Raw genomic sequence first — 24,114 nt, forward strand, 5'->3', positions numbered from 1 at the left:
AGTCGTATGCTGAGTTGTGTGGTTAGTTACCTATTATGGAGTGTTGAATTCATCATATTAATAATCGTGTTGTTACAAGTGACTTGTGATTAGTCGATATCCGTCTTAACTTATTATGATGAAGTGAACATGGTGCTAGCATTAATTACAATGCACCTTCGGTATTGAAAGGCAAAAAATGAATTCAAAGAAATATGTTATCGCGCTCGATCAAGGTACCACCAGTTCAAGAGCCATTGTTTTCGATCATAAAGCCAATATGGTGGCAGTATCTCAGCGTGAGTTTACTCAAATATATCCTCAAGCAGGCTGGGTTGAGCATGATCCAATGGAAATCTGGTCTTCACAAAGTTCATCATTAATTGAAGTACTCGCAAGGGCGGGGATCAGTGGTGATGATGTTGCGGCTATTGGGATTACTAATCAGCGCGAAACGACAGTTGTGTGGAACAAGCACACGGGTAAACCTATTCACAATGCAATTGTGTGGCAATGTCGTCGTAGCCAAGCCATTTGTCAGCAATTTAAAGCTGATGGCTTAGAAGATGATATTAAGTCATCAACAGGCCTAGTGTTAGATCCTTATTTTTCGGCCAGTAAAATTAAGTGGCTATTAGACAATGTTGAAGGCGCGCGGGAACAGGCTGAAGCGGGAGATTTATTGTTTGGCACAATTGATACTTGGTTGGTGTGGAAACTCACCAAAGGAAAAGTCCATGTCACTGAGCCAACAAATGCATCTCGTACCATGCTATTCAATATTCATCAGCAGCAATGGGATGAAAAACTGTTAAATGCCTTTGGTATTCCCCGTGCAATGTTACCTGAAGTGAAACCATCGTGTGCGGTTTACGGTACAACGAGTATTGCGGGTGGCGAGATTGCCGTGGCTGGTATGGCAGGCGATCAGCAATCTGCTTTATTTGGTCAGCTGTGTTTTGAGCCTGGTATGGCAAAAAATACTTATGGTACTGGCTGTTTCTTACTGATGAATACTGGCGACAAAGCCGTTGCGTCGACCCATGGCTTATTAACTACGATTGGTATTGGTGCTGATTTATCGGTGAATTACGCTTTGGAAGGTGCTGTCTTTATGGGCGGCGCGGTTATTCAGTGGTTGCGGGATGAAATGGGCTTAATTCAAGATGCACAAGATACAGAGTATTTTGCTAATAAAGTCTCGGATACTAATGGGGTGTATTTAGTGCCCGCTTTTGTTGGGCTAGGTGCACCATATTGGGATGCCGATGCCCGAGGGGCCATTGTTGGATTAACCCGAGGCGTTAACCGAAGTCATATTATACGTGCGGCATTAGAGGCAATAGCGTATCAAAGTAAGGATTTACTTGAAGCGATGAGCCAAGATTCGGGTGTCGCACTGAAACAAATCAGAGTCGATGGCGGCGCTGTGGCCAATGATTTTTTGATGCAGTTTCAGGCTGATATCAGTGATGTTGATGTTATCCGTCCCCAAGTGACTGAAACTACCGCAATGGGCGCCGCATTTTTAGCGGGTTTGGCGGTTGGGTTTTGGCAATCAACTGATGAGCTTAAAAATATCGCTGTGACGGATAAACAATTTAGCGCTCAAATGCCATCCTCTACCCGAGAGCAACTTTATTTGGGGTGGAAAAAGGCAGTGAAACAAACCATGTCAGCATAAGATTAATGATATCAATTAAGGGGGTATGGCTACACTTCGATATCAATGTGCTTGATATAAGGGGAATCAGCATCTTGAGCAGATTGCTCATGAGTAGGGTGCTCTTGAATCGATTGCTCTCGAGCTAATTGTGCTTTTGTGGACTGTTTTTTCACTGATGGATTATCTGCGGGCAGTTGTGATTGTGGATCTTCATGACTGTCAGCAGCAATAGAGTCACTATTACCAACTTTGTTTACCTTTCTTTTCACACCGTCAACTTGTCTAGGTGGCCTAGCGACAATGGCATATATGCTATCTAAACTCATGTTGACCTCCTTATTGCGATAGTTGTTTTACTGAAACGGACTGGCTGTTAACTTTATATCGGCCATTGCTGATTATTATTTAATCTATTTTAGTATAGTACGCTTAGTAGCAGCCCGATAAAAGTCACAGTCTAGTTGTTAATAACAATTTGGCAGTCAACCTTAAATGACTGGCACAATTTATACGTTAAAAGTGACCTATCACACATTGGATGGATATTTATTAATAAATAAATCTGCTGAGATCGATCCCTATTGTTATTTTTATATGAAAATAGTCACAATTTAGATCATATTCCCCACATTTATTACTGATATGAATGCTGTTATGTCTATGGTTTCGTTCATTTACCCGTCTAAAAGCCACTTTTCTCCACCTGAAACAACCTAATTATAATTTGCTGCTAACCCGCTTCAGAACTGGATTTAATTAATGTTCTCATCCCTTGACAATACTTGTGTTGTATCCCTAAACTTAAGGGTTGTGGGGAATTGTGGATATTTGTGGGAATTTTAATAACAATTAATAGGAATCGATGGCAGTGTTTCGGGGTGCTAGTGCGATAAATATGGATGCAAAAGGTCGGATCGCTATTCCAATGCGATACCGAGAATCCTTGCGCGCCGAGCACGAAGGCATTGTTGTTATCACGGTAGATATCCAATCACATTGTTTATTGATCTATCCGATCCACGAGTGGGAGTTGATAGAGGCGAAGTTACTGCAACTATCTGACACCGACAAAGTTGAACGTTCAATGAAACGAAGATTACTAGGCCACGCTCATGAATGTGAGTTAGATGGCAATGGACGTGCGCTCGTTCCGCCAGCTTTAAGACAGTATGCAGGGTTACAAAAGAAAACCATGCTGGTGGGCTTATTGAATAAGTTTGAATTGTGGGATGAAGCAGCTTGGCAGGTACAAATGGATGAAAGCCATGAGTTGATCCAAGCTGAAGATCTCGCTAGCCATGAAAGATTAGCGAATTTTTCATTATAAATAACCAATTAAGAAGAGTCTGATGAGCCAAGAATTTGCCCATTTATCTGTACTACTGAAAGAAACCGTTGATGGTTTGAATATCCATGAAGATGGCATCTATATCGATGGCACTTTTGGACGTGGTGGTCATTCTAGGCATGTGCTGAGTCAACTCGGTGAAAACGGTCGTTTAATAGCAATTGATCGCGATCCGCAAGCGATTGAAGCTGCGAAACAGTTTGCTGACGATCCACGTTTTCAAATTGTTCATGGTGGATTTGGCCAGTTAGCGGATTACGTTACTGAGCTTGGCCTTAAAGGCAAAATTGATGGTGTGTTACTTGATTTAGGTGTGTCATCACCTCAATTAGATGATGCTGAGCGTGGCTTTAGTTTCCTACGTGATGGCCCATTAGATATGCGTATGGATAATAGCCAAGGTCAAACGGCAGCGCAGTGGATTGCCAAAGCAGAAATTGAAGATATGGCATGGGTCTTTAGAACCTATGGTGAAGAGAAAAACTCTCGCCATATTGCCCGTTGTATTGCTGCAGATCGTGATGAAACACCGTTTTTAAGAACTAAAGATTTAGCCGATTTAATTGCGCGAATTACTAAAAATAAAGAGCGTAATAAACATCCTGCTACGCGAGTGTTCCAAGCTATTCGTATTTATATCAATAGCGAACTGGAGCAGATTGAACAAGCACTAGAAGGTGCTGTTTCTGTATTAGCGCCAGAAGGACGTTTATCAGTGATCAGCTTCCATTCGTTAGAAGACAGAATGGTGAAACGTTTCATTCGTAAGAATAGCCAAGGTGAGAGCGTGCCACATGGCCTGCCTATCACTGAAGCTGAAATCAATAAATCAAGAAAACTGAAAGCAATCGGTAAGGCCATGAAGCCTTCGGATATTGAAATTGAGCAAAATCCACGTTCACGTAGTTCGGTGTTACGTGTTGCGCAGCGTCTTGATTACTAATATTAAAATTGAACATTAAGCACTATTTTACGGTGTTTAACTCGGCCATATAAAGAACAAAATGGGGTTAACTTGGGGCAATCATCGATAAAATTATCACGTATTGTGCTTGCCGATATCTGGCGACATAAGTGGATTTTATTAATGTCGATAGTTGTACTGAGTAATGCAGTTGGGGTGGTCTATACCAGCCATGCTACGCGCAAATTAACCTCACAAATGGATCATCTATTACAAGAGCGCGATAGGTTAGATATTGAATGGCGTAACTTGTTGTTAGAAGAGCAATCTAAATCAGAACATAGCCGTGTGACGAGGATTGCCACTAAAGATTTAAAAATGGTGCGACCGTTACCAAAAGAAGAAGTGGTTATTCGGTTGCAGTAAATTGAGTGAGAGACTTCATTAAATAAGGATTGTTGGGTAAGTGACTCGAATATAACTATGAGCAGACAAGCCAAACGTAAGTTAAACCCAGAGCTAATTCCATGGCGATTATTCGTTGTGGTTGGCTTTGTGTTGCTTCTATTTACGGCGTTGATTGCTCGAGCGGCTTATATTCAAATTATTGAACCTGATAAATTACGTCACGAAAGTGATATGCGTACCTTAAGAACCAGTAGTAACCAGGTTCAACGTGGCTTAATTACTGATCGTAATGGCGAAATGTTAGCGGTAAGCGTACCAGTTCGTGCCGTTTGGGCTGATCCTAAAATTTCCCATGATAAAGATGCGTTCAAAGACATGCGCCGCTGGCAAGCACTGGCTGATGTGTTGCATGAACCCGTCGATAAAATTGTGAGTAAGGTACAGCGCGATCCCAAGCGTCGTTTTATCTACCTGAAGCGCCAGGTCACTCCAGCAGTTGCTGAATACATTAAGCAATTAAAAATTTCCGGTATTTATTTAAAGTCTGAATCGCGCCGTTATTACCCAGCAGGTGAAACTGCTGCTCAGCTTGTCGGCCTGACTAACATTGATGACGTGGGAATTGAAGGCATTGAAAATGCGTATGACAGCTGGTTAACAGGCACACCGTCAAAGCAGAAGGTGCGTAAATCTCGCGATGGTAAAGTGGTTCAACGACTAGATATTGTTGAAGAAGGCGAAAGTTCTAATGATTTAGTGCTCAGCATTGATCAGCGTATTCAACAGTTAGCCTATCGTGAACTTAAACGTACAACAGAAATTAACCAAGCCACCTCAGGTTCAGTGGTGGTACTTGATGTGCTTACTGGTGAAGTGCTTGCGATGGTCAATACACCATCTTACAACCCTAATTCACGTGAAAATTTACAGTCATATCGTATGCGTAATCGTGCATTAACCGATACGTTTGAGCCGGGTTCGACTGTGAAGCCATTTGTGGTTGCTGCTGCATTAGAAGCGGGCACGGTTGAACGTGATGAATTAATTAATACCTCTCCTGGTTGGATGCGTGTAGGTGGACGACAGGTCCGCGATACGATCAATTACGGCAATATGACTCTAGATAAGATCCTCGTGAAATCCAGTAACGTTGGCATCAGTAAAGTCTCGCTATCAATGCCAGTACAAGAATTATTGGGCACTTACCAATCAATGGGCTTAGGCAATTACTCAGGTATTAACCTTGCTGGTGAAAGTGCTGGTCTTATACATGATCGCCGCCGTTGGTCTGATTTTGAACGCGCAACCTTATCTTATGGTTATGGCCTTACGGCAACGCCACTACAGTTAGCAAGAATGTATGCAACCTTAGGCAGTGGCGGGGTTCTGTACCCCGTATCGATTTTAAAACTAAAGCAAGCGCCTCGTGGTGAACAAGTGATTTCAGAGCAGACGGCGAAATATGTCATGGAAATGATGTTAGGCGTCACCGAAAGAGGTGGCACAGCCACTCAAGCTCATATCGATGGTTACCCTATAGCAGGTAAAACAGGTACAAGCCGTAAGTCTATCGCCGGTGGTTATGGCGATGATTATGTTTCATTGTTTGCGGGTGTAGCACCGGTACATAACCCGCGTTTAGCGATTTCAATTGTGGTGAACGAGCCAAAAGGTGATCGTTATCATGGTGGTGATGTTGCTGGCCCTGCGTTTGCAAAAATTATGTCTGGAGCATTACAAATGCTCAATGTTGAGCCATTAAATGAGAAAGAAAAAGTTGAACTGGCCGCAATCGCTAGGAGGGCAGAATAATGCTACTTAGTGATTTATTAGCCCCTTGGTTTCATTATGCTGGCCGTGAGTCGGTCTCAACGATGACTCTAGATAGCCGAGACGTTAGTGAAGGTTGTTTATTTGTGGCATTACCAGGTCATCAAGTTGATGGTCGCCAGTTCATTAATAAAGCAATTGCGCAAGGTGCTTTAGGTGCATTAATTCATACTGACAATCCTGATGAGCATGGTCAGGTTAATTACCATGAGTCGGGCGCGGTATTGGTGTCCTTTTTTCAACTGAGCCGTCAATTGTCTGCAGTGGCAGCACAGCTATACCCGTTACAAAATTCTGAGATGGCCATTATTGGCGTCACTGGCACTAACGGTAAGACTTCAGTGAGTCAGCTTATTGCTCAGCTTGTGACCCTTAAACAGCAAAAAGCGGCTGTTATGGGCACATTAGGCAATGGTGTTTGGGGAAGCTTGATTGATAGTGGCAATACTACAGCAGATGCCATTACCTTGGTGCGTCAACTACACGAGTTTCAGCAGCAAACCGTCAACACCTGCGCGATAGAAGTGTCTAGTCATGGTTTAGTGCAAGGTCGTGTAGAAGCTGTACCTTTTAACACGGCAGTATTTACTAATTTAAGCCGCGATCACCTTGATTATCATGGTGACATGGACGCTTATGGCGCTGCTAAAAAACGCTTGTTTAATTTCCCATGTATCAAAAATGGTTTACTGAACCTTGATGATGCCGTTGGTGAACAATGGTTTACAGCGCTGCAATCGACCAACATATTCGGCTTTAGCCTTAAAAAGCATCCTTTAGCGCGTTTTTATACTGACAATATGCATTTCAATGATGCGGGTGTGACCTGCGATTTTTATTATCCTGAAGATATCTACGACAGTAATTCAGTAATGTTGAAAGGTCAGTTGTCTTCGCCTCTTTTAGGTGACTTTAATCTATCAAATCTTGTTGCTTCGCTGGGCGCACTGTATTTGCAAGGTACTGAAAACATCTTAGCTACCCAAGATGGTCTGATGGCCGAGTTACTCTCATTAGTGCCGCATTTAACGCCTGTAGCTGGACGCATGGAGCGATTTAATCAAGCTAATGGCCCAACATTAGTGGTTGACTATGCTCATACACCTGATGCCATCGAGCATGCTTTGAAAGCACTGCGCATCCATTGCCAAGGCACCTTATGGTGCGTGTTTGGTTGTGGTGGCGATCGCGATACGGGCAAACGCCCCTTGATGGCTCAAGCTGCTGAACAATTTGCTGATAAAGTGATGGTGACGAGTGATAATGCCCGCAGTGAAGAGCCGATGAGTATTATCAATGATGTGGTTGCAGGATTAACGCATCCAGAGCAAGCATTGACTGAAGTCGATAGAATTAATGCGATTAAATCCGTGGCGCAATTAGCTAAAGCTGGCGACATTGTCTTATTAGCGGGTAAAGGTCATGAAACATATCAAGAAGTTGCTGGTAGCAGAATTGATTACGATGAACGCGCTTTAGCGATGCAATTAACAGGTGGCAATGAAGCCTCAGATGAACCTCTTGTTAGCACTGGAGGCCTTTGATGATTGATATTAGATTATCAACCTTAGCTGTTGAGCTTGATGCTCAACTTGTGGGTACTGACCTTATTATTGACGACGTCACCAGTGACAGCCGAAAAATGCACACTAATAGCCTTTTTGTTGCGTTAAAAGGTTTACGCTTTGATGGCCATAGTTTTGCTGCAACAGCGATTGAAAACGGTGCTAAAGCATTACTGGTTGAACATAAGCTGGATGTCGACATTCCTCAACTAATTGTCAAAAACAGCCAAAAGGCGATGGGGGCTATCGGTGCTTATGTGCGCCAACAAGTGAACCCATATTCGATAGCACTAACAGGTTCTAACGGTAAAACTACCGTGAAAGAAATCGTCGCAACAATTTTGTCTCAGCATCACAAAGTGCTGTTTACTGCTGGTAATTTTAATAATGAAATCGGGGTGCCGTTAACCTTATTAAGATTAGCGCAAGAGCATGAATTTGGTGTGTTTGAGTTGGGTGCTAACCATCAGGGCGAAATTAATTATACTTCATCTTTAGTGACGCCTCAGGTGGCATTAGTGAATAATGTTGGCCGCGCTCACCTTGAAGGTTTTGGTTCAATTGAAGGTGTAGCCCAAGCTAAATCAGAAATATTTAATCACCTAAATCCAGACGGTACAGCCATTATTAATGCTGACGATGATTTTGCAGATTTTATGGCAACTAAAGCGGCAGCATTTAAGCAACTTAGCTTCTCAGTTTCTGAAAACGTCAATGCTGATATTAAAGCGGTTGATATTATTGCTGATGATAGCGGCTGTTATCAGTTTTCATTAGTGGTTTTAGGTCAATCTTACCCAGTACAACTTCCATTAGCTGGCTTGCATCAAGTAAGTAATGCACTAGCTGCTAGCGCCATTTGTATCGCACTCAATATCCCTGTCGCAGACATTGTGACGGGGTTAAGTGCGTTAACAGCTGTTAAAGGTCGTATGGTGCCGCATAAAATGGGTCGTATTTTATTGGTTGATGATAGTTATAACGCAAACCCGACGTCTGTTGATGCCGCGATTAGCTGGTTAAAACAAACTCGAGGTTTTAAGTGTTTAGTGCTGGGAGATTTGGGCGAATTAGGTGACAATAGCGCCCTTTTGCATTTTGAGGTTGGCGAACAAGCCAAACTAGCTGGGATTGACGATCTGTTCTGTTGTGGTCAACTGACTGAATCGACAAGTAAAGCATTTGGTTCTGAGCACTTTAGTGACTCGGATTCCCTTGCTCAAGCATTAAAGGAAAAGATAAATCAGTTGCCGGATCAAGTAACTATTTTAGTAAAAGGTTCTCGAAGCGCAGCGATGGAAACTGTGGTCGAAGAGTTATTAAATGCCAATAGGCGCGGGGAGTTTGTTTAGATGCTGGCTTATTTAGCTGAGTATTTAACCCAGTTTTACAGTGGGTTTAATGTATTTTCTTATCTGACCTTAAGAGCCATTTTAGGGCTTATGACAGGTCTTATTTTTAGTTTATGGTTTGGTCCAAAACTGATTGAGCGATTGCAGTTATTGCAAATAGGACAAGTCGTCAGAAATGATGGCCCAGAATCTCATTTTAGTAAACGCGGTACCCCTACAATGGGTGGTTTGCTGATACTCGCAGGGATTTTTGTCAGTGTTTTATTGTGGGGTGATTTATCCAATCGATATGTCATTGTGATGCTGTTTGTATTAGGTACCTTTGGCGGTATTGGTTTTCTTGATGACTACCTTAAAGTGGTTAAGAAAGATTCAAAAGGTCTGATTGCGCGTTGGAAATATGCATCGCAATCCATTGCAGCTTTGGCTGTGGCATTTTACTTGTACAGTTCGGCGACATTACCTGGTGAGACGCAGTTAGTTGTGCCGTTTTTCAAAGATGTCATGCCGCAATTAGGTTTGCTTTATATCGTACTGGCTTATTTCACCATAGTGGGTGCGAGTAATGCGGTAAATCTAACCGACGGTCTTGATGGTTTAGCAATCATGCCTACAGTCATGGTTGCAGCAGCATTTGCACTGATTGCCTATTTATCAGGGCATGCACAGTTTGCCAGTTACTTACATATTCCACATTTACCTGATGCAGGTGAACTAGTGATTGTCTGTACTGCAATAGTCGGTGCGGGTTTAGGATTTTTGTGGTTTAACACTTACCCTGCGCAAGTATTTATGGGCGATGTCGGATCGTTAGCACTTGGCGCTGGACTCGGTGCCATTGCAGTATTAGTGCGCCAAGAAGTGTTATTAGTGATTATGGGCGGCGTTTTCGTTATGGAAACCGTATCGGTGATTTTACAAGTGGGTTCATACAAATTACGCGGCCAGCGTATTTTTAGAATGGCACCGATTCACCATCATTACGAATTGAAAGGTTGGCCAGAACCAAGAGTGATTGTTCGCTTTTGGATTATTTCGTTGTTCCTAGTGATGCTAGGACTGGCAACGCTTAAGTTAAGGTAGTTAGTAATGCAATCAAGCTATTCGCATATTGTTTTGGGCTTAGGTGCAACAGGTTTATCTGTTGTGCGTTATCTGATGTCCCAAGGTATTACACCATTGGTGATGGATAGCAGACGAACGCCACCTGGCCGAGAGACCTTAGCACAGGAATTTCCTGATGTTGAGCTACTGACAGGTGGGTTTGTATGTCGTTATTTGGTACAAGCAAAACACATTATTGTCAGCCCTGGCATTGCGGTTGATACGCCAGAGATTCGCGCTGCAATTGATATGGGCATTGAAGTGATTGGCGATGTTGAACTGTTTGCTCAAGCTGTCGCTGATAGAGGCCCTTGTGTTGTCGCTATTACGGGCTCAAACGGTAAAACAACGGTAACGACATTAGTGTACGACATGCTTAAAGCCGCCGGTAAAAAGGTTGCGGTAGGTGGCAATATTGGCATTCCAGTGTTGGATTTATTAGCAACAGATGCTGAGTATTTCGTGTTAGAGCTATCGAGTTTTCAATTAGAAACAACTCACAGCTTAAATTGCATCGCGGCGACGTGTTTGAACATCAGTGAAGATCATATGGATAGATATCACGATATTCATTCGTACCGCGCAGCTAAGTTACGTTTATATCAACAGAGCCGTTTTGTGATGTTCAATCGTGACGATGCACTGACTTTTCCTGACGAGCCAACAAATCAAAATACCTTTGGTTTAGGGGTGCCAGAAGGAGATGAGTGGGGTATTGCCGATGGTAAAATATTGCACGGCGAAAGTGAAATAATGAACCTGCATGAAGTCAGCTTAATCGGTAGTCATAATCAGGCTAACTTATTAGCTGCAATGGCATTAACAGATGCGTGTGGCATTGATAAGAATACCATGGTTGAGATTGCATCCAACTTTGCTGGTTTAGAGCATCGTTGTGAAATGGTTGGCCTAAAACAAGGTGTCACTTATATCAATGATTCGAAGGCGACCAATGTAGGGGCTACCGTTGCGGCATTAAATGGATTGAGTGATCACTTAGGTGACTTGATTTTGATTGCAGGTGGCGAAGGCAAAGGCGCAGATTTTAAAGAACTTGAAGCTTCACTGAGTAATGTGACCCAAGTGATCACCTTCGGTAAAGACGGATCTAAAATTGCGGCACTAAAAACTGACAGTATTATCGTTAAAAACCTAGAAGAAGCGGTTGCTAAAGCGGTTGAAATCACTTTTTCAGGGGATATCGTTTTATTGTCTCCAGCTTGTGCTAGCACCGATATGTATAAGAACTTCATGGAAAGAGGTCATCACTTTAAGCAATTAGTGGAGCAGATTGAAGATGGCGAGGGGTGAGCAACAACTTAGCTTATTCCAACAAGTCCTGAAAAGGTCTTGGCCGGACATTCTGTCTGAAACGTCGCCAGGTGATCAGCTGTATGATAGAAGCTTATTTGTCGCCGTTTTAGGGCTAATTACATTTGGCTTTGTCATGGTGATGTCAGCCTCTATGCCGGAAGCGCAAAAGTTGACAGATAACCCGTTTCATTTCATATATCGCCACGTTGCATATTTGATGGGCTGTGGAGTTATCGCTTATGCGGTACTGAACATAGAATTGAAGTTATGGGAGCGCTATAGCGCTTATTTAGTACTTCTAGTGTTGTTGATGTTGGTGGCTGTTCTGGTTGTAGGCACCACGGTGAATGGCGCAACACGGTGGCTGGCGATAGGGCCTGTAAGGATCCAAGTCGCTGAGATAGCCAAATTTGTATTTATTATTTATATGTCGGGATATTTGGTGCGCCGACATGGTGAGTTGAGGGAGAACAGTAAAGGGTTTTATAAGCCAATTTTTGTGTTTTTACTGTTTGCATTTTTGATTCTTGCCCAACCGGATTTAGGTACTGTGGTGGTGCTTTTCGTATGTACCGTAAGCCTATTGTTTTTGGCGGGTGCGCGAATTATGGACTTTTTGGTACTGATATTTTTTGGTATCGCAATGTTTGTATTTTTAGTGGTGTTTGAGCCATATCGGATGCGGCGTGTAACGTCATTTTTAGACCCATGGGAAGACCCATTTGGTAGTGGTTATCAATTAACTCAGTCATTAATGGCATACGGACGCGGTGATATATTTGGCCAAGGTTTAGGTAATAGTATTCAAAAGCTGTCATACCTGCCTGAGGCTCACACTGATTTTATTTTTGCTGTGATCGGCGAAGAGTTAGGTTTTGTAGGCATCGTTTGTGTGCTAACCGTATTATTTTTTGTGTCTTTTAGAGCAATTAGATTGGGCAACTTGTGTTTGAGTATTCAACGCCCATTTGAAAGTTACTTAGCTTACGGCATCGGCATTTGGATTTGCTTCCAAACCGTTGTCAACGTAGGCGCGAGTATTGGTATGTTACCGACAAAAGGTCTGACATTACCCTTTATTAGCTATGGTGGCAGTAGTTTGTGGGTCATGACGGCTGCAGTCATGTTATTGATACGCATAGATTATGAAAGGCGGCTAAGTTTGACGCAGGCGGTGCAAGGGAGAATAAAGAAATGAGCCCTAATATAACAGATGCACCCAAGTTATTGGTGATGGCTGGCGGCACGGGTGGACATGTATTCCCGGCGTTAGCAGTGGCAAAAGCATTGGCTAAAAAAGGTTGGCAAGTTCGTTGGTTAGGGACCGCTGACCGTATGGAAGCACGCTTAGTGCCTCAACATGGATTTGATATTGAGTTTATAGACATCAAAGGCGTTCGTGGCAATGGCATTATTAGAAAGCTTGCTGCGCCTTTTAAGATTTTGCGTTCAATTATGCAAGCAAAAGCTTTCATTAATGAATTTAAACCTGATGTGATTATTGGTATGGGTGGATTTGCCAGTGGGCCTGGCGGGGTAGCGGCAAAGTTGTCGGGCATACCGTTAGTGCTGCATGAGCAAAATGCAATACCTGGAATGACCAATAAGTTGTTATCGCGCATAGCTACTAAAGTGTTGTGTGCATTTCCAAATACATTTTTACCTGCAACGAATGCAGAGGTAGTCGGTAACCCAATTCGACAAGAGTTAATCGAATTAGGACAAACGACGAAAGTGTGTGATGACTCAGCACTTAAAGTATTAGTGGTGGGAGGCAGCTTAGGCGCCAAAATTTTTAATGATGTTATGCCAGATGTTGTGGGGCAATTAAGCCAACAGCACTCAATTACGGTATGGCATCAGGTAGGCAAAGGAAATCAGCCTGCCGTTAAAAGCCATTACCAAGACAAGGGTCAAGCGGCCAGTGTCAATGTGGCAGAATTTATAGATGACATGGAAGCCGCTTATCGCTGGGCTGATGTTGTTGTTTGTCGTTCGGGAGCATTAACGGTTTCTGAATTAGCCGCGGTGGGAAGAGCCAGTATTTTAGTGCCTTATCCCCATGCAGTTGACGATCATCAAACAAAGAATGCTTCAGTATTAGTAGAAGCCGGTGCGGCATTTTTATTACCGCAGACCATATTAAACGCAGATAATTTAGCTGAGAAATTAACCCTCTTTGCTGAACAAAGACACGTTGTTTCAGAGATGGCACAACAAGCCAGAAGTGTTGCAGTGTTAGATGCAACCCAACGTGTAGCGAGTATTTGTGCTGAATTAGCACGAAAGGATTGAAATGACTAAAACAGAGAAGTACGCCCAATTACGTAGCATGATCCCTGAGATGAGACGGATTAAGAAAATCCATTTTGTCGGCATAGGTGGTGCTGGAATGGGCGGGATAGCCGAAGTATTAGTAAATGAAGGTTATCAAATTAGTGGTTCAGATATTGCTGTTAATAGCGTGACAGAAAGGCTCGCGAACTTAGGCGCGAAGATTATTATTGGCCATCAGGCTGAAAGCGTTGCTGATGTAGATGTTGTGGTGGTATCGACAGCAATTGAGCAAGAAAACCCTGAAATCATAGCTGCAAAAGAGCGTCGAATTCCGATTGTACGCCGTGCAGAAATGCTAGCAGAGCTTATGCGTTACCGACATGGGGTCGCGATTGCGGGCACTCATGGTAAAACCACAACGACAAGCTTAATTGCTAGCGTTTATGGCCAAGCAGAGCGAGATCCAACATTTGTTATTGGTGGTTTGCTTAATAGTGCAGGCACGAATGCTCGTCTTGGGACAAGTCGCTATTTGATTGCAGAAGCAGATGAAAGTGATGCGAGCTTTTTACATTTACAACCTATGGTCAGTGTTATCACCAATATCGAAGCTGACCATATGGACACTTACGGTGGTGATTTTGAAAAGTTGAAGACTACCTTCGTCGATTTTTTACATAACCTGCCTTTTTATGGCGTTGCGGTAATGTGTATCGATGATGAAGTGATACAAGAAATTATGCCAAGAGTGGGCAGACAAGTGGTCACTTACGGCTTTAGTGACATTGCTGATGTGCAAGCACTTAACTTTAAGCAAGTCGGACACCAGAGCCAGTTTAGTGTTCGTCGTAAAAACCGTGATGATTTAGATATTGTATTAAATCTACCTGGTGAGCATAACGTGCTAAATGCGTTAGCTGCGATAGCAGTAGCCAGTGAGGATGATATTGATGATGAGGCTATTGTCGCCGCATTAGCAGAATTTGAAGGTATTGGCAGACGTTTTCAGCACCTTGGTGAATTTGATACTGCTAATGGCAAGGTGATGTTGGTTGATGATTATGGTCATCATCCAAGTGAAGTACTTGCAACGATTAAAGCTGCAAGAGCGGGTTGGCCAGATAAACGATTAGTGATGGCGTATCAACCACATCGCTATAGTAGAACCCGTGATTTGTATGAAGACTTTGTTGAAGTCTTATCGCAAGTAGACGGCTTATTGTTGTTAGATGTTTATGCTGCTGGTGAAAGCGTGATACCAGGTGCAGATGGCCGCTCATTGTGCCGCTCCATAAGATTACGCGGCCAAGTGGACCCTATTTTTGTTGCATCACCAGAGTTGTTAGCTGATGTATTGCCTGATGTATTGCAAGAAGGCGATTTATTGCTGACTCAAGGGGCTGGTAATATTGGTGCTCTGTCAAAGTCGCTGGCATCAAGTAATCTTGGTTTTAGAAAGTAGGTTTTAAAAATAGTTTTTGAAAAGTAGCTTGAGTCAGTCGCAGGGAAATGGTGAGTTTTGATTGATTTTTATACTATAACTGCTTGTAAATATAAACTTTAATACAGTCAGCATGCTAGATATAATGGTGAATTGCCCAATGAAAGTGACAGTGTACAGTTTGGAGTTACAGTAGCTGTGGCGTGGAGTGATAAAGCTCGCCAGTTAAAAGGCCATTTGAGTGAAGTCAATTGGTACTTATACACTGGGTTACTGTTTTTACTGACGGTATTACTCACCATTGTTTGGGCTGGCCTTAAGCTTAATGTATTACTGAATGATGCTGATGCATTACCGATAGATGCCGTTGCGATAAAAGGCGAGCGAATTTATACCTCGGACGCTGAAATTCAGGCTGCGCTACAGGCGTTAATGGAACGCAGTTTTTTTAGTGCCGACGTTGGTGAAGTACAGCAAGCTTTAGAAGCATTACCTTGGGTCTATCATGCGTCTGTAAGGCGAGAGTGGCCTGCAAAATTAAAAGTGACCTTGCAAGAGCAACATGTTGTTGCACATTGGAATGGAGATGACTGGCTAAATGTGAATGGCGAAGTGTTTGCAGCTGAATCACATTCGAGTATTAATACATTGCCGGTACTTTCAGGCCCAGAAGAAATGTCTTCTGAAGTGTTAACTAGTTATCAGCAATTGTCTGATTTATTGAGTATTAATGGTTTTAAGCTGGCAAGTTTAAGTTTAAGTCCACGACATGCATGGCATGCAAGATTAGATAACGGCATTCTTCTCGAATTAGGACGAGAAGATAAGATGTCGAGAATACAAAGATTTATTAATGTTTACCCTGAAATAACACGAAATCAAAAGCCAATAGCAACGATCGATTTACGCTATGACACCGGAGTCGCCGTTGGCTGGGACGATACTAAAACAGAGAGTCGACACTAAATGACCAAAAATCAGGAAAGAAATCTTATCGTAGGCCTAGATATTGGCACGTCCAAGGTCGCAGTGATCATTGGTGAAGTGCTACCTGACGGTGAGATAAGCGTGGTCGGTTTAGGCAATCATCCTTCGCGCGGAATGGATAAAGGTGGCGTGAATGATTTGGATTCTATTGTAAAAAGTGTGCAGCGCGCACTTGATCAAGCAGAGTTAATGGCTGATTGCCAAGTATCTTCTGTGTATTTAAGTATTTCAGGTAAGCACATCGCATGTCAGAACGAAAATGGCATGGTGTCAATTAACGATGAAGAAGTGACGCAAGAAGACGTTGATAACGTTATTCATACAGCGCGCTCAGTGAAGATCCCAACTGAAAGACGGATCCTTCATGTGTTACCGCAAGAATATTCAATTGACGTTCAAGATGGTATTAAGAGTCCTATCGGTATGTCGGGTATGCGAATGGAAGCGAAAGCACATATCGTGACCTGCGCCAACGACATGGCAAAAAATATCACCAAAAGCGTCGAGCGTTGCGGCTTAACAGTTGATGACTTAGTTTTTTCAGGTATTGCGTCAGCAGATTCTGTGTTAACGAATGATGAAAAAGATTTAGGTGTTTGTATTGTTGATATTGGTGGCGGCACAACAGATATTGCTGTTTATACCAATGGTGCACTGAGGCATTGTGCTGTGATATCAGTAGCAGGTAATCAGGTAACCAGTGATATCGCTAAAATTTTTAGGACACCATTGACACATGCTGAGCAAATCAAAGTGCAATTTGCCAGTGCAAGAAGTTCAATGGTCAGCCGCGAAGACAGCATCGAAGTACCATCAGTCGGTGGCCGCCCTTCACGCAGCATGTCACGTCATACATTGGCGGAAGTAGTGGAACCAAGATATCAGGAGTTATTTGAACTGGTATTAAAAGAATTAACTGACTGTGGCTTAGAAGATCAAATAGCCGCAGGCATAGTATTAACCGGTGGAACAGCGTCAATTACTGGTGCTGTTGATATTGCTGAAGCGACTTTCGGCATGCCAGTTAGGGTAGCGTCGCCGCTACCAGTAAAAGGGTTAAATGAATACGTGGATCAACCTGTTTATTCTACTGGAATAGGGTTGCTTCATTATGGCGCCAGACGCGTAATCGAACGTCAGTTCGAACGCCCTGAACGTCAAGGGGTTACCAGTCTTTTGAATCGGGTCAAAAGCTGGTTTAAGGGTGAATTTTAATAACGCAGACTAACGGAGATCAGACAATGTTTGAGATCATGGACACACATAATGACGAAGCGGTGATCAAGGTCATCGGCGTCGGTGGTGGTGGCGGTAACGCTGTCGAACATATGGTTAAACACAGCATCGAAGGTGTTGAGTTTATCGTAACGAATACGGATGCTCAGGCATTACGCAAATCAGGTGCAGGCTCAACTATTCAATTAGGACGTGATGTCACTAAAGGTCTAGGTGCTGGAGCAAACCCTGATGTGGGTCGCCAAGCTGCTGAAGAAGATAAAGAAAACATTCGCGCTGCAATCAAGGGGTCTGACATGATCTTTATTGCTGCTGGAATGGGTGGCGGTACAGGTACTGGCGCCGCACCTGTTGTAGCTGAAATTGCTCGCGAAGAAGGTATTTTGACTGTTGCTGTCGTCACTAAGCCGTTTCCTTTCGAAGGCAAAAAGCGTATGACTTTTGCTGATCAAGGTATTGCTGAGCTTGCAAAGCATGTTGACTCATTGATTACTATCCCAAATGAAAAGCTATTAAAAGTATTGGGTCGTGGTACATCATTGTTGGATGCATTTGCTGCTGCTAATAATGTGTTATTAGGCGCAGTACAGGGTATTGCTGAGTTAATTACTCGTCCAGGTTTAATTAACGTGGATTTCGCCGATGTTAAAACAGTTATGTCAGAAATGGGTAATGCCATGATGGGCACAGGTGTTGCAACGGGTGATGATCGCGCAGAAGAAGCGGCAGAAGCTGCTGTGGCAAGTCCATTACTTGAAGATATTGATCTAGCTGGTGCGCGCGGCGTATTAGTTAACATTACAGCAGGTATGGATATCAGTATTGAAGAGCTAGAAACAGTGGGTAACCACGTTAAAGCATACGCATCTGATAATGCTACCGTGGTTGTTGGCGCAGTTATTGACCCAGAAATGAGTGAAGAGCTACGTGTAACGGTTGTTGCTACTGGTATTGGCGCAGAGAAGAAGCCTGATATCCAATTAGTGACTAAGCCAGTTTCACGTCCTGAACCAGCTGCAGTTATTGAACCAAAAGTTGAGCCAGCTGAAGAACCAGCTATCACGACTAACTATGTAGCACCGACAGGAAATGCTGTTCCAGCTCCTCAGCCAGCAGCTCAACCTGCTGCACGTGTTGATGGTGATTACTTAGATATCCCAGCATTTTTACGTAAGCAAGCTGATTAGTCGCTGAAAGTAAAAATGAAAATCTGTAAAAGCTAAGATGTTGATAGAATGTTACTTATGTAAGTAGAGGCGTATAAAAAGACTCTAAAGGGTACTTTTTTGTGAAAAGACAATTTTATGTTAGTATACCGCCTCAGCTTACTGGGTTAACTCAGTATATATAGCTCAAGAATGTTTATTTTAAAGTGATTAAAACGGGTAACTGAATGATTTTTCAAAGAACTGTTCAAAAAATGGTGAAGAGTACTGGTGTCGGATTGCATTCCGGCAACAAGGTAACTCTGTGCATTATGCCCGCACCTGTCAATTCTGGTATCGTACTTAGACGTACAGATTTAACGCCTGCAGTGGAAATTCCTGCAAAAGCGAATCTAGTTCGTGAAACAACTATGTGTACGGCATTAGTGAATGATGAAGGTGTTCGCATTTCAACTATCGAACATTTATTTGCAGCACTTGCAGGCCTTGGCATAGATAACGCTGTTATCGAAGTTGATGCTCCTGAAATCCCGATTATGGATGGCAGTGCAAGTCCGTTTGTTTTCTTACTGCAAAGTGCAGGTATCAAAGAACAATCGGTAGCGAAAAAATATATCAAAATCAATCAAACCATTCGTGTTGAAGACGGTGATAAGTGGGCTGAGTTAAAGCCTTATAAAGGTTTTAGAGTTGATTTCAAAATTGACTTTAATCACCCAGAGATTTCTCGTAGCCAACAACATATGGTGATGGATTTTTCAACATCTGCTTTTGTTAAAGATATTAGCCGAGCTAGAACTTTCGGCTTCATGCAAGATATCGAATACTTACGTGCTAATAATTTAGCACTAGGTGGCAGCATGGAAAATGCTGTTGTGCTTGATGAATATCGTGTCCTTAACCCTGACGGTCTGCGATATGAGGACGAATTTGTAAAGCATAAGATTCTTGATGCGTTTGGTGATTTATATGTAGCAGGTCACGCGATTGTTGGTGAATTCTGTGCATATAAAACAGGTCATGCTTTAAATAACCAATTGGTTAGGGCATTACTTGCACAGCAAGAAGCTTGGGAGTTAGTCAGCTTTGAAAACGAAGTTGATGTACCACTGAGCTTTATGGTGCCAGGCGCTACATCTTTAGCGTAAAAATTAAGATTGCCTATTACGGCTGGCTAATGCAGCCAGCCGTTTTAGTTTTTCACCAAGTGAACCTTCTACGTGATCAGCCAATGACTGCAGGTGTTCTGCAGCTACAGGGCTGATTTTTGCATAGTTACTTGGTGCTTTACTTGGCGTAATTGCTATCCCTGGGTTGACTTTAACCTCTATAGCGGTAAGCATTGGAAGCGTTTCTTCCTGAAGTTGTTGCAGTAGTTTGGTCTTTTGGAAATTTATTCTAGCAGCCCATGCAGCCGAAGTAGTTTCAATAACAAGAACACCCTGACGAAGATTAGCGACTTTTAGCTGTTCACTAACAGGACCATTTAAGCACTGTTTTACGTAAGTATTCAGTTGATTTAATAATTCTGCTTTCTCAGCGAGTTCCGGTAATGTTCCCGATTGATGTAGCAATCTACTGAGATCTTGAGGGGGCTTTTTCATATGATAATAAGATGGCTGAGTTAGGCTATGAGTGTAACAGTTTTTATTCAAGGTCGAAATGGAGTAACACGTTGGCATCCTAGCAAACGATGGTTACTTCTACCTATCCTTTTAGTGGCGGCAGGAACTGGTCTTTACCAGCAGAGCGCCGATCGTTTTGCTGCGCAGCAAACTAAAGTTGATGAAAATCAAAAGTTGCGTGAACAGCAAAAACAACAAGTCATGAATCTCAAAAAAGCGACAGAAACACAATTAAGCACCTTAGTTGCCCACGTCGCGAGAATGCAAGCTAACGTTACTCGTTTAGAGGCGTTAGGCCAGCAAGTTGCCGAAAATAATTTACTTGAAGATCAATTTGATTTTTCTACCGAAGTGGGTGTCGGTGGTCTAAGTGAAATCGGTGCAGGTGTAGAGCTCAACCAACTGTTAGATGACATGTCGCAGTTGGCCTCCAGAATTGATAATAATAATGTTCAGCTGTCACTACTTGAAACCGTGGCAACTAATCTCCATATAGATAAAGAACGTTATATATCAGGGCGACCAATCGTTAAAGGTTGGTTATCTTCGCCCTACGGTTTACGAAATGACCCTTTTAATGGTCGTAGAACATTGCACAAAGGCATTGATTTTGCGGGTAAGGAAGGCGGCGATGTAATTGCAACTGCTGCAGGAGTGGTTACATGGTCCGGAAATATGCTTGGTTATGGCGGGCTTGTGGAAATTGATCATGGAAATGGTTACCGCACTCGTTATGGACACAATAAATCTATGTCAGTAAACCTAGGTGACGTCGTTGCCAAAGGCGATAAAATTGCCAGTATGGGTAGCACAGGCCGGTCCACCGGTCCCCACGTGCACTACGAAGTATTGCGAAATGGACAACAAATCGATCCACGAAAGTTCGTCTATCGCAAGGCTAGTTAATAACATTTTCGGTTAAGTCGCTCAATTGAGCTCAACCTACAAGAGATAAGTGATTAAGATGTTAGGCAAATTACTGACAAAAGTATTCGGCAGTCGTAACGACCGCACCTTGAAAGGCCTTGGTAAAGTTGTAACTAAGATAAATGCGTTAGAAGCTGAATATGAAAAGCTGACTGATGAAGAACTAAAAGCAAAAACAGAAGAGTTTCGTCAGCGTATTGAAAATGGTGAGACATTAGAAGCGATTATGGCTGAAGCATTTGCTACAGTTCGCGAAGCATCAAAGCGTGTTTTTGAAATGCGCCATTTCGATGTCCAATTATTGGGTGGTATGGTACTAGATAGTAACCGTATCGCTGAAATGAGAACGGGTGAAGGTAAAACACTTACCGCAACACTCCCAGCATACTTAAACGGTTTAACTGGCAAAGGTGTTCACGTTATTACCGTGAATGATTACCTTGCAGGTCGTGATGCTGAGAATAACCGTCCTCTTTTTGAATTCCTAGGCTTAACAGTCGGCATTAACGTTGCGGGTTTAGGTCAAGTTGAGAAGAAAGAAGCGTATAACTCTGATATTACCTACGGTACTAACAACGAGTTTGGTTTTGATTACCTTCGTGACAACATGGCGTTTTCTCCTCAAGAACGTGTTCAACGTCCTCTTCATTACGCATTGATCGATGAAGTCGATTCAATCTTGATTGATGAAGCACGTACACCATTGATTATTTCTGGTGCAGCTGAAAACAGTTCAGAACTATATATTAAAGTAAACACACTGATCCCTAACCTTATCGTTCAAGAGAAAGAAGATACTGAAGATGAGATTGGCGAAGGTGACTTTAGTATTGATGAGAAAGCGAAACAAGTTCACTTCACTGAACGCGGTCAAGAAAAAGTAGAACAACTGCTTATTGAGCTTGGTGTGCTAAATGAAGGCGACTCACTTTATTCCGCAGCAAACATCTCTTTATTACACCATGTTAATGCAGCACTGCGTGCGCATACATTATTTGAACGCGATGTAGATTATATTGTTCAAGATGGCGAAGTCGTCATTGTTGATGAACATACTGGCCGTACAATGCCAGGTCGTCGTTGGTCTGAAGGTTTACATCAAGCTGTAGAAGCTAAAGAAGGTGTAAATATTCAAAATGAAAACCAAACATTAGCGTCTATCACATTCCAGAACTACTTCCGTCAATACGAGAAGTTAGCAGGTATGACAGGTACAGCAGATACTGAAGCATTTGAATTTCAGCATATCTATGGACTTGATACAGTCGTAGTACCAACGAATAAGCCAATGGTTCGTAATGACATGGCTGATTTGGTGTATTTGACTGCAACTGAAAAATACAACGCGATTATTACCGATATTAAAGGTTGTCGTGAACGTGGCCAGCCAGTACTTGTTGGTACGGTATCGATTGAACAATCTGAATTATTAGCGACATTATTAAAGCAAGCTAAGATCCCACATTCAGTATTGAACGCGAAATTTCACGAAAAAGAAGCACAAATTGTTGCTGATGCAGGTAGCTCAGGCACAGTGACCATTGCAACTAACATGGCCGGTCGTGGTACCGATATCGTGTTAGGTGGTAACTGGAAAGTTGAAGTAGAAGCGCTTAAAAATCCAACAGAAGATCAAGTCGCTAAAATTAAAGCTGAATGGCAAGTACGTCATGACGCAGTAATTGCAGCAGGCGGTTTACATATTCTGGGTACAGAGCGCCATGAGTCGCGCCGTATTGATAACCAATTACGTGGTCGCTCTGGTCGACAAGGTGATGCAGGTTCTTCACGTTTCTATTTATCAATGGAAGATAGCTTAATGCGCATCTTCGCATCTGATAAAGTCACTGGCATGATGAAAAAACTGGGTATGGAAGAGGGCGAAGCCATCGAACATCCTTGGGTATCTCGTGCTATTGAAAATGCACAACGTAAAGTTGAAGCACGTAACTTCGATATCCGTAAGCAATTACTTGAATATGATGATGTAGCTAATGACCAACGCCAGGTTGTTTACTCACAACGTAATGAGTTGATGGATGCGGAAAGTATTGAAGACACAATCTCAAACATCGAACAAGATGTAGTTAGTACTGTCATTGACCAATATATCCCACAACAATCAGTTGAAGAGTTATGGGATGTACCAGGTTTAGAGCAACGTCTTGAGCAAGAGTATGGTTTGAAACTGACTATTCAACAGTGGTTGGATACAGAAGATGACTTACACGAAGAAACGTTACGTGAAAGAATCGTAACGAGTTGGAGTGATGCATACAAAGCTAAAGAAGAAATGGTCGGTGCACAAGTACTACGTCAGTTTGAAAAAGCGGTTATGCTTCAAACCTTAGATGGTTTGTGGAAAGAGCATCTCGCAGCAATGGATCATTTACGTCAGGGTATTCATTTACGTGGATATGCACAAAAGAATCCTAAGCAAGAGTATAAGCGTGAATCATTTGAGTTATTCCAGCAAATGTTGGAATCACTGAAGCTTGATGTCATTAGCGTACTGTCTAAAGTACAAGTACAAGCTCAATCAGATGTTGATGAAATGGAACAGCGTCGTCGTGATGAAGAAGCTAAGATACAACGTGACTATCAACATGCAGCATCAGAAGCTTTAACGGATAACACAGAAGCAGAAGCGGCAATCCCAAGAACAGTTATTCGTGATGGGGAAAAAGTCGGTCGAAACGACCCTTGCCCATGTGGTTCAGGTAAAAAGTACAAGCAATGCCACGGTAAGTTGACCTAAATAAGGTTTTCTTAAGAGTATTTTAAAAAGCAGCTATTAACAGCTGCTTTTTTTATACCTATAAATCAGTCTATTAAATAATCATTATCTTTGGTTTTGTGGATAACGTTGTGGATTATAAGTGGTTAGCTTGTGGCTAAATCAAAAGATTTAAAATAATTGAAATTAATTCAAAAAAGCCCTTGCGGTGTTTCAGAATCTGCCTATAATGCGCATCCACTGACACG

Annotated in this window: 20 protein-coding genes; 18 read left to right on the forward strand and 2 right to left on the reverse strand. The window is 42.5% G+C overall.

Annotated elements, in window-relative coordinates:
- Positions 1-178 precede the first annotated feature (178 nt).
- Positions 179-1,663 carry a glycerol kinase GlpK gene (glpK, locus tag LMH66_RS12775; protein WP_229370488.1) on the forward strand — a complete coding sequence of 495 codons (1,485 nt, stop codon included), beginning with the start codon at positions 179-181 and terminating at the stop codon, positions 1,661-1,663.
- Positions 1,664-1,692: 29 nt separating this feature from the next.
- Here the strand turns inward: glpK and LMH66_RS12780 are convergent, their stop codons facing one another.
- Positions 1,693-1,971, reverse strand: coding sequence for a hypothetical protein (locus tag LMH66_RS12780; RefSeq protein WP_102526844.1), 279 nt, complete (start codon positions 1,969-1,971; stop codon positions 1,693-1,695).
- 542 nt (positions 1,972-2,513) lie between these two features.
- Between LMH66_RS12780 and mraZ the strand changes: the two genes are divergently transcribed.
- The 15 genes from mraZ (at position 2,514) to lpxC (ending at position 19,725) form a co-directional block, all read left to right on the forward strand.
- Positions 2,514-2,972 (forward strand): division/cell wall cluster transcriptional repressor MraZ, encoded by a 459-nt coding sequence (gene mraZ / locus LMH66_RS12785; RefSeq protein ID WP_102526873.1) that lies wholly within the window; start codon positions 2,514-2,516, stop codon positions 2,970-2,972.
- Between the two features lie 22 nt (positions 2,973-2,994).
- Positions 2,995-3,936, forward strand: a complete 942-nt coding sequence (gene rsmH / locus LMH66_RS12790) for a 16S rRNA (cytosine(1402)-N(4))-methyltransferase RsmH (RefSeq protein ID WP_102526845.1) — start codon at positions 2,995-2,997, stop codon at positions 3,934-3,936.
- Between the two features lie 72 nt (positions 3,937-4,008).
- On the forward strand, positions 4,009-4,323 hold the full coding sequence (ftsL, locus tag LMH66_RS12795) for a cell division protein FtsL (RefSeq protein ID WP_102526846.1): 315 nt from the start codon (positions 4,009-4,011) through the stop codon (positions 4,321-4,323).
- Positions 4,324-4,380: 57 nt separating this feature from the next.
- Positions 4,381-6,117 carry a peptidoglycan D,D-transpeptidase FtsI family protein gene (locus tag LMH66_RS12800; RefSeq protein WP_229370489.1) on the forward strand — a complete coding sequence of 579 codons (1,737 nt, stop codon included), beginning with the start codon at positions 4,381-4,383 and terminating at the stop codon, positions 6,115-6,117.
- Positions 6,114-7,679 carry a UDP-N-acetylmuramoyl-L-alanyl-D-glutamate--2,6-diaminopimelate ligase gene (murE, locus tag LMH66_RS12805; RefSeq protein WP_229370502.1) on the forward strand — a complete coding sequence of 522 codons (1,566 nt, stop codon included), beginning with the start codon at positions 6,114-6,116 and terminating at the stop codon, positions 7,677-7,679. The genes LMH66_RS12800 and murE overlap by 4 nt, the downstream gene beginning before the upstream one ends.
- The gene (locus LMH66_RS12810; protein WP_229370490.1) at positions 7,679-9,052 is read left to right on the forward strand and encodes a UDP-N-acetylmuramoyl-tripeptide--D-alanyl-D-alanine ligase; all 1,374 of its coding nucleotides are present in this window, start codon (positions 7,679-7,681) and stop codon (positions 9,050-9,052) included. The genes murE and LMH66_RS12810 overlap by 1 nt, the downstream gene beginning before the upstream one ends.
- On the forward strand, positions 9,053-10,135 hold the full coding sequence (gene mraY, locus LMH66_RS12815; protein WP_102526850.1) for a phospho-N-acetylmuramoyl-pentapeptide-transferase: 1,083 nt from the start codon (positions 9,053-9,055) through the stop codon (positions 10,133-10,135).
- 6 nt (positions 10,136-10,141) lie between these two features.
- Positions 10,142-11,467 carry a UDP-N-acetylmuramoyl-L-alanine--D-glutamate ligase gene (gene murD, locus LMH66_RS12820; RefSeq protein WP_229370491.1) on the forward strand — a complete coding sequence of 442 codons (1,326 nt, stop codon included), beginning with the start codon at positions 10,142-10,144 and terminating at the stop codon, positions 11,465-11,467.
- Positions 11,454-12,668 (forward strand): cell division protein FtsW, encoded by a 1,215-nt coding sequence (ftsW, locus tag LMH66_RS12825; protein WP_102526852.1) that lies wholly within the window; start codon positions 11,454-11,456, stop codon positions 12,666-12,668. Before murD ends, ftsW begins: the two co-directional genes overlap by 14 nt.
- 8 nt (positions 12,669-12,676) lie before the next feature.
- Complete coding sequence (gene murG / locus LMH66_RS12830) at positions 12,677-13,765, forward strand: undecaprenyldiphospho-muramoylpentapeptide beta-N-acetylglucosaminyltransferase (protein WP_229370503.1); 1,089 nt, start codon at positions 12,677-12,679, stop codon at positions 13,763-13,765.
- Position 13,766: 1 nt separating this feature from the next.
- Positions 13,767-15,209, forward strand: a complete 1,443-nt coding sequence (murC, locus tag LMH66_RS12835) for a UDP-N-acetylmuramate--L-alanine ligase (protein ID WP_229370492.1) — start codon at positions 13,767-13,769, stop codon at positions 15,207-15,209.
- Between the two features lie 177 nt (positions 15,210-15,386).
- Positions 15,387-16,154 (forward strand): cell division protein FtsQ/DivIB, encoded by a 768-nt coding sequence (locus tag LMH66_RS12840; protein ID WP_371996878.1) that lies wholly within the window; start codon positions 15,387-15,389, stop codon positions 16,152-16,154.
- Positions 16,155-17,390: a cell division protein FtsA gene (gene ftsA / locus LMH66_RS12845; RefSeq protein ID WP_102526855.1), complete on the forward strand. Its 1,236-nt coding sequence runs from the start codon at positions 16,155-16,157 to the stop codon at positions 17,388-17,390.
- Positions 17,391-17,416: 26 nt separating this feature from the next.
- Positions 17,417-18,598, forward strand: coding sequence for a cell division protein FtsZ (ftsZ, locus tag LMH66_RS12850; protein WP_229370493.1), 1,182 nt, complete (start codon positions 17,417-17,419; stop codon positions 18,596-18,598).
- Between the two features lie 206 nt (positions 18,599-18,804).
- Positions 18,805-19,725 carry a UDP-3-O-acyl-N-acetylglucosamine deacetylase gene (lpxC, locus tag LMH66_RS12855; RefSeq protein ID WP_102526857.1) on the forward strand — a complete coding sequence of 307 codons (921 nt, stop codon included), beginning with the start codon at positions 18,805-18,807 and terminating at the stop codon, positions 19,723-19,725.
- 3 nt (positions 19,726-19,728) lie between these two features.
- On the opposite strand, the gene LMH66_RS12860 is transcribed toward lpxC, so the two are convergent.
- On the reverse strand, positions 19,729-20,181 hold the full coding sequence (locus LMH66_RS12860; protein WP_229370494.1) for a DUF721 domain-containing protein: 453 nt from the start codon (positions 20,179-20,181) through the stop codon (positions 19,729-19,731).
- A 27-nt stretch (positions 20,182-20,208) separates the two neighbouring features.
- On the opposite strand from LMH66_RS12860, the gene LMH66_RS12865 reads away from it, so the two are divergent.
- On the forward strand, positions 20,209-21,108 hold the full coding sequence (locus LMH66_RS12865; RefSeq protein ID WP_102526858.1) for a M23 family metallopeptidase: 900 nt from the start codon (positions 20,209-20,211) through the stop codon (positions 21,106-21,108).
- A gap of 58 nt (positions 21,109-21,166) precedes the next feature.
- Positions 21,167-23,887, forward strand: coding sequence for a preprotein translocase subunit SecA (gene secA, locus LMH66_RS12870; protein ID WP_229370505.1), 2,721 nt, complete (start codon positions 21,167-21,169; stop codon positions 23,885-23,887).
- Positions 23,888-24,114: the final 227 nt, after the last annotated feature.

Source organism: Shewanella sp. 10N.7 (genome assembly GCF_020806285.1).
GTDB classification, from domain to species: Bacteria; Pseudomonadota; Gammaproteobacteria; order Enterobacterales; family Shewanellaceae; genus Shewanella; species Shewanella electrodiphila.

Excerpts from the sequence above, each read along its gene's own strand:
- glpK (WP_229370488.1), top strand. The coding sequence starts at position 179 with ATGAATTCAAAGAAATATGTTATCGCGCTCGATCAAGGTACCACCAGT.
- LMH66_RS12780 (WP_102526844.1), bottom strand. The coding sequence starts at position 1,971 with ATGAGTTTAGATAGCATATATGCCATTGTCGCTAGGCCACCTAGACAA.
- rsmH (WP_102526845.1), top strand. The coding sequence starts at position 2,995 with ATGAGCCAAGAATTTGCCCATTTATCTGTACTACTGAAAGAAACCGTT.
- LMH66_RS12800 (WP_229370489.1), top strand. The coding sequence starts at position 4,381 with ATGAGCAGACAAGCCAAACGTAAGTTAAACCCAGAGCTAATTCCATGG.
- LMH66_RS12810 (WP_229370490.1), top strand. The coding sequence starts at position 7,679 with ATGATTGATATTAGATTATCAACCTTAGCTGTTGAGCTTGATGCTCAA.
- mraY (WP_102526850.1), top strand. The coding sequence starts at position 9,053 with ATGCTGGCTTATTTAGCTGAGTATTTAACCCAGTTTTACAGTGGGTTT.
- murD (WP_229370491.1), top strand. The coding sequence starts at position 10,142 with ATGCAATCAAGCTATTCGCATATTGTTTTGGGCTTAGGTGCAACAGGT.
- ftsW (WP_102526852.1), top strand. The coding sequence starts at position 11,454 with ATGGCGAGGGGTGAGCAACAACTTAGCTTATTCCAACAAGTCCTGAAA.
- murC (WP_229370492.1), top strand. The coding sequence starts at position 13,767 with ATGACTAAAACAGAGAAGTACGCCCAATTACGTAGCATGATCCCTGAG.
- ftsA (WP_102526855.1), top strand. The coding sequence starts at position 16,155 with ATGACCAAAAATCAGGAAAGAAATCTTATCGTAGGCCTAGATATTGGC.
- ftsZ (WP_229370493.1), top strand. The coding sequence starts at position 17,417 with ATGTTTGAGATCATGGACACACATAATGACGAAGCGGTGATCAAGGTC.
- lpxC (WP_102526857.1), top strand. The coding sequence starts at position 18,805 with ATGATTTTTCAAAGAACTGTTCAAAAAATGGTGAAGAGTACTGGTGTC.
- LMH66_RS12860 (WP_229370494.1), bottom strand. The coding sequence starts at position 20,181 with ATGAAAAAGCCCCCTCAAGATCTCAGTAGATTGCTACATCAATCGGGA.
- LMH66_RS12865 (WP_102526858.1), top strand. The coding sequence starts at position 20,209 with ATGAGTGTAACAGTTTTTATTCAAGGTCGAAATGGAGTAACACGTTGG.
- secA (WP_229370505.1), top strand. The coding sequence starts at position 21,167 with ATGTTAGGCAAATTACTGACAAAAGTATTCGGCAGTCGTAACGACCGC.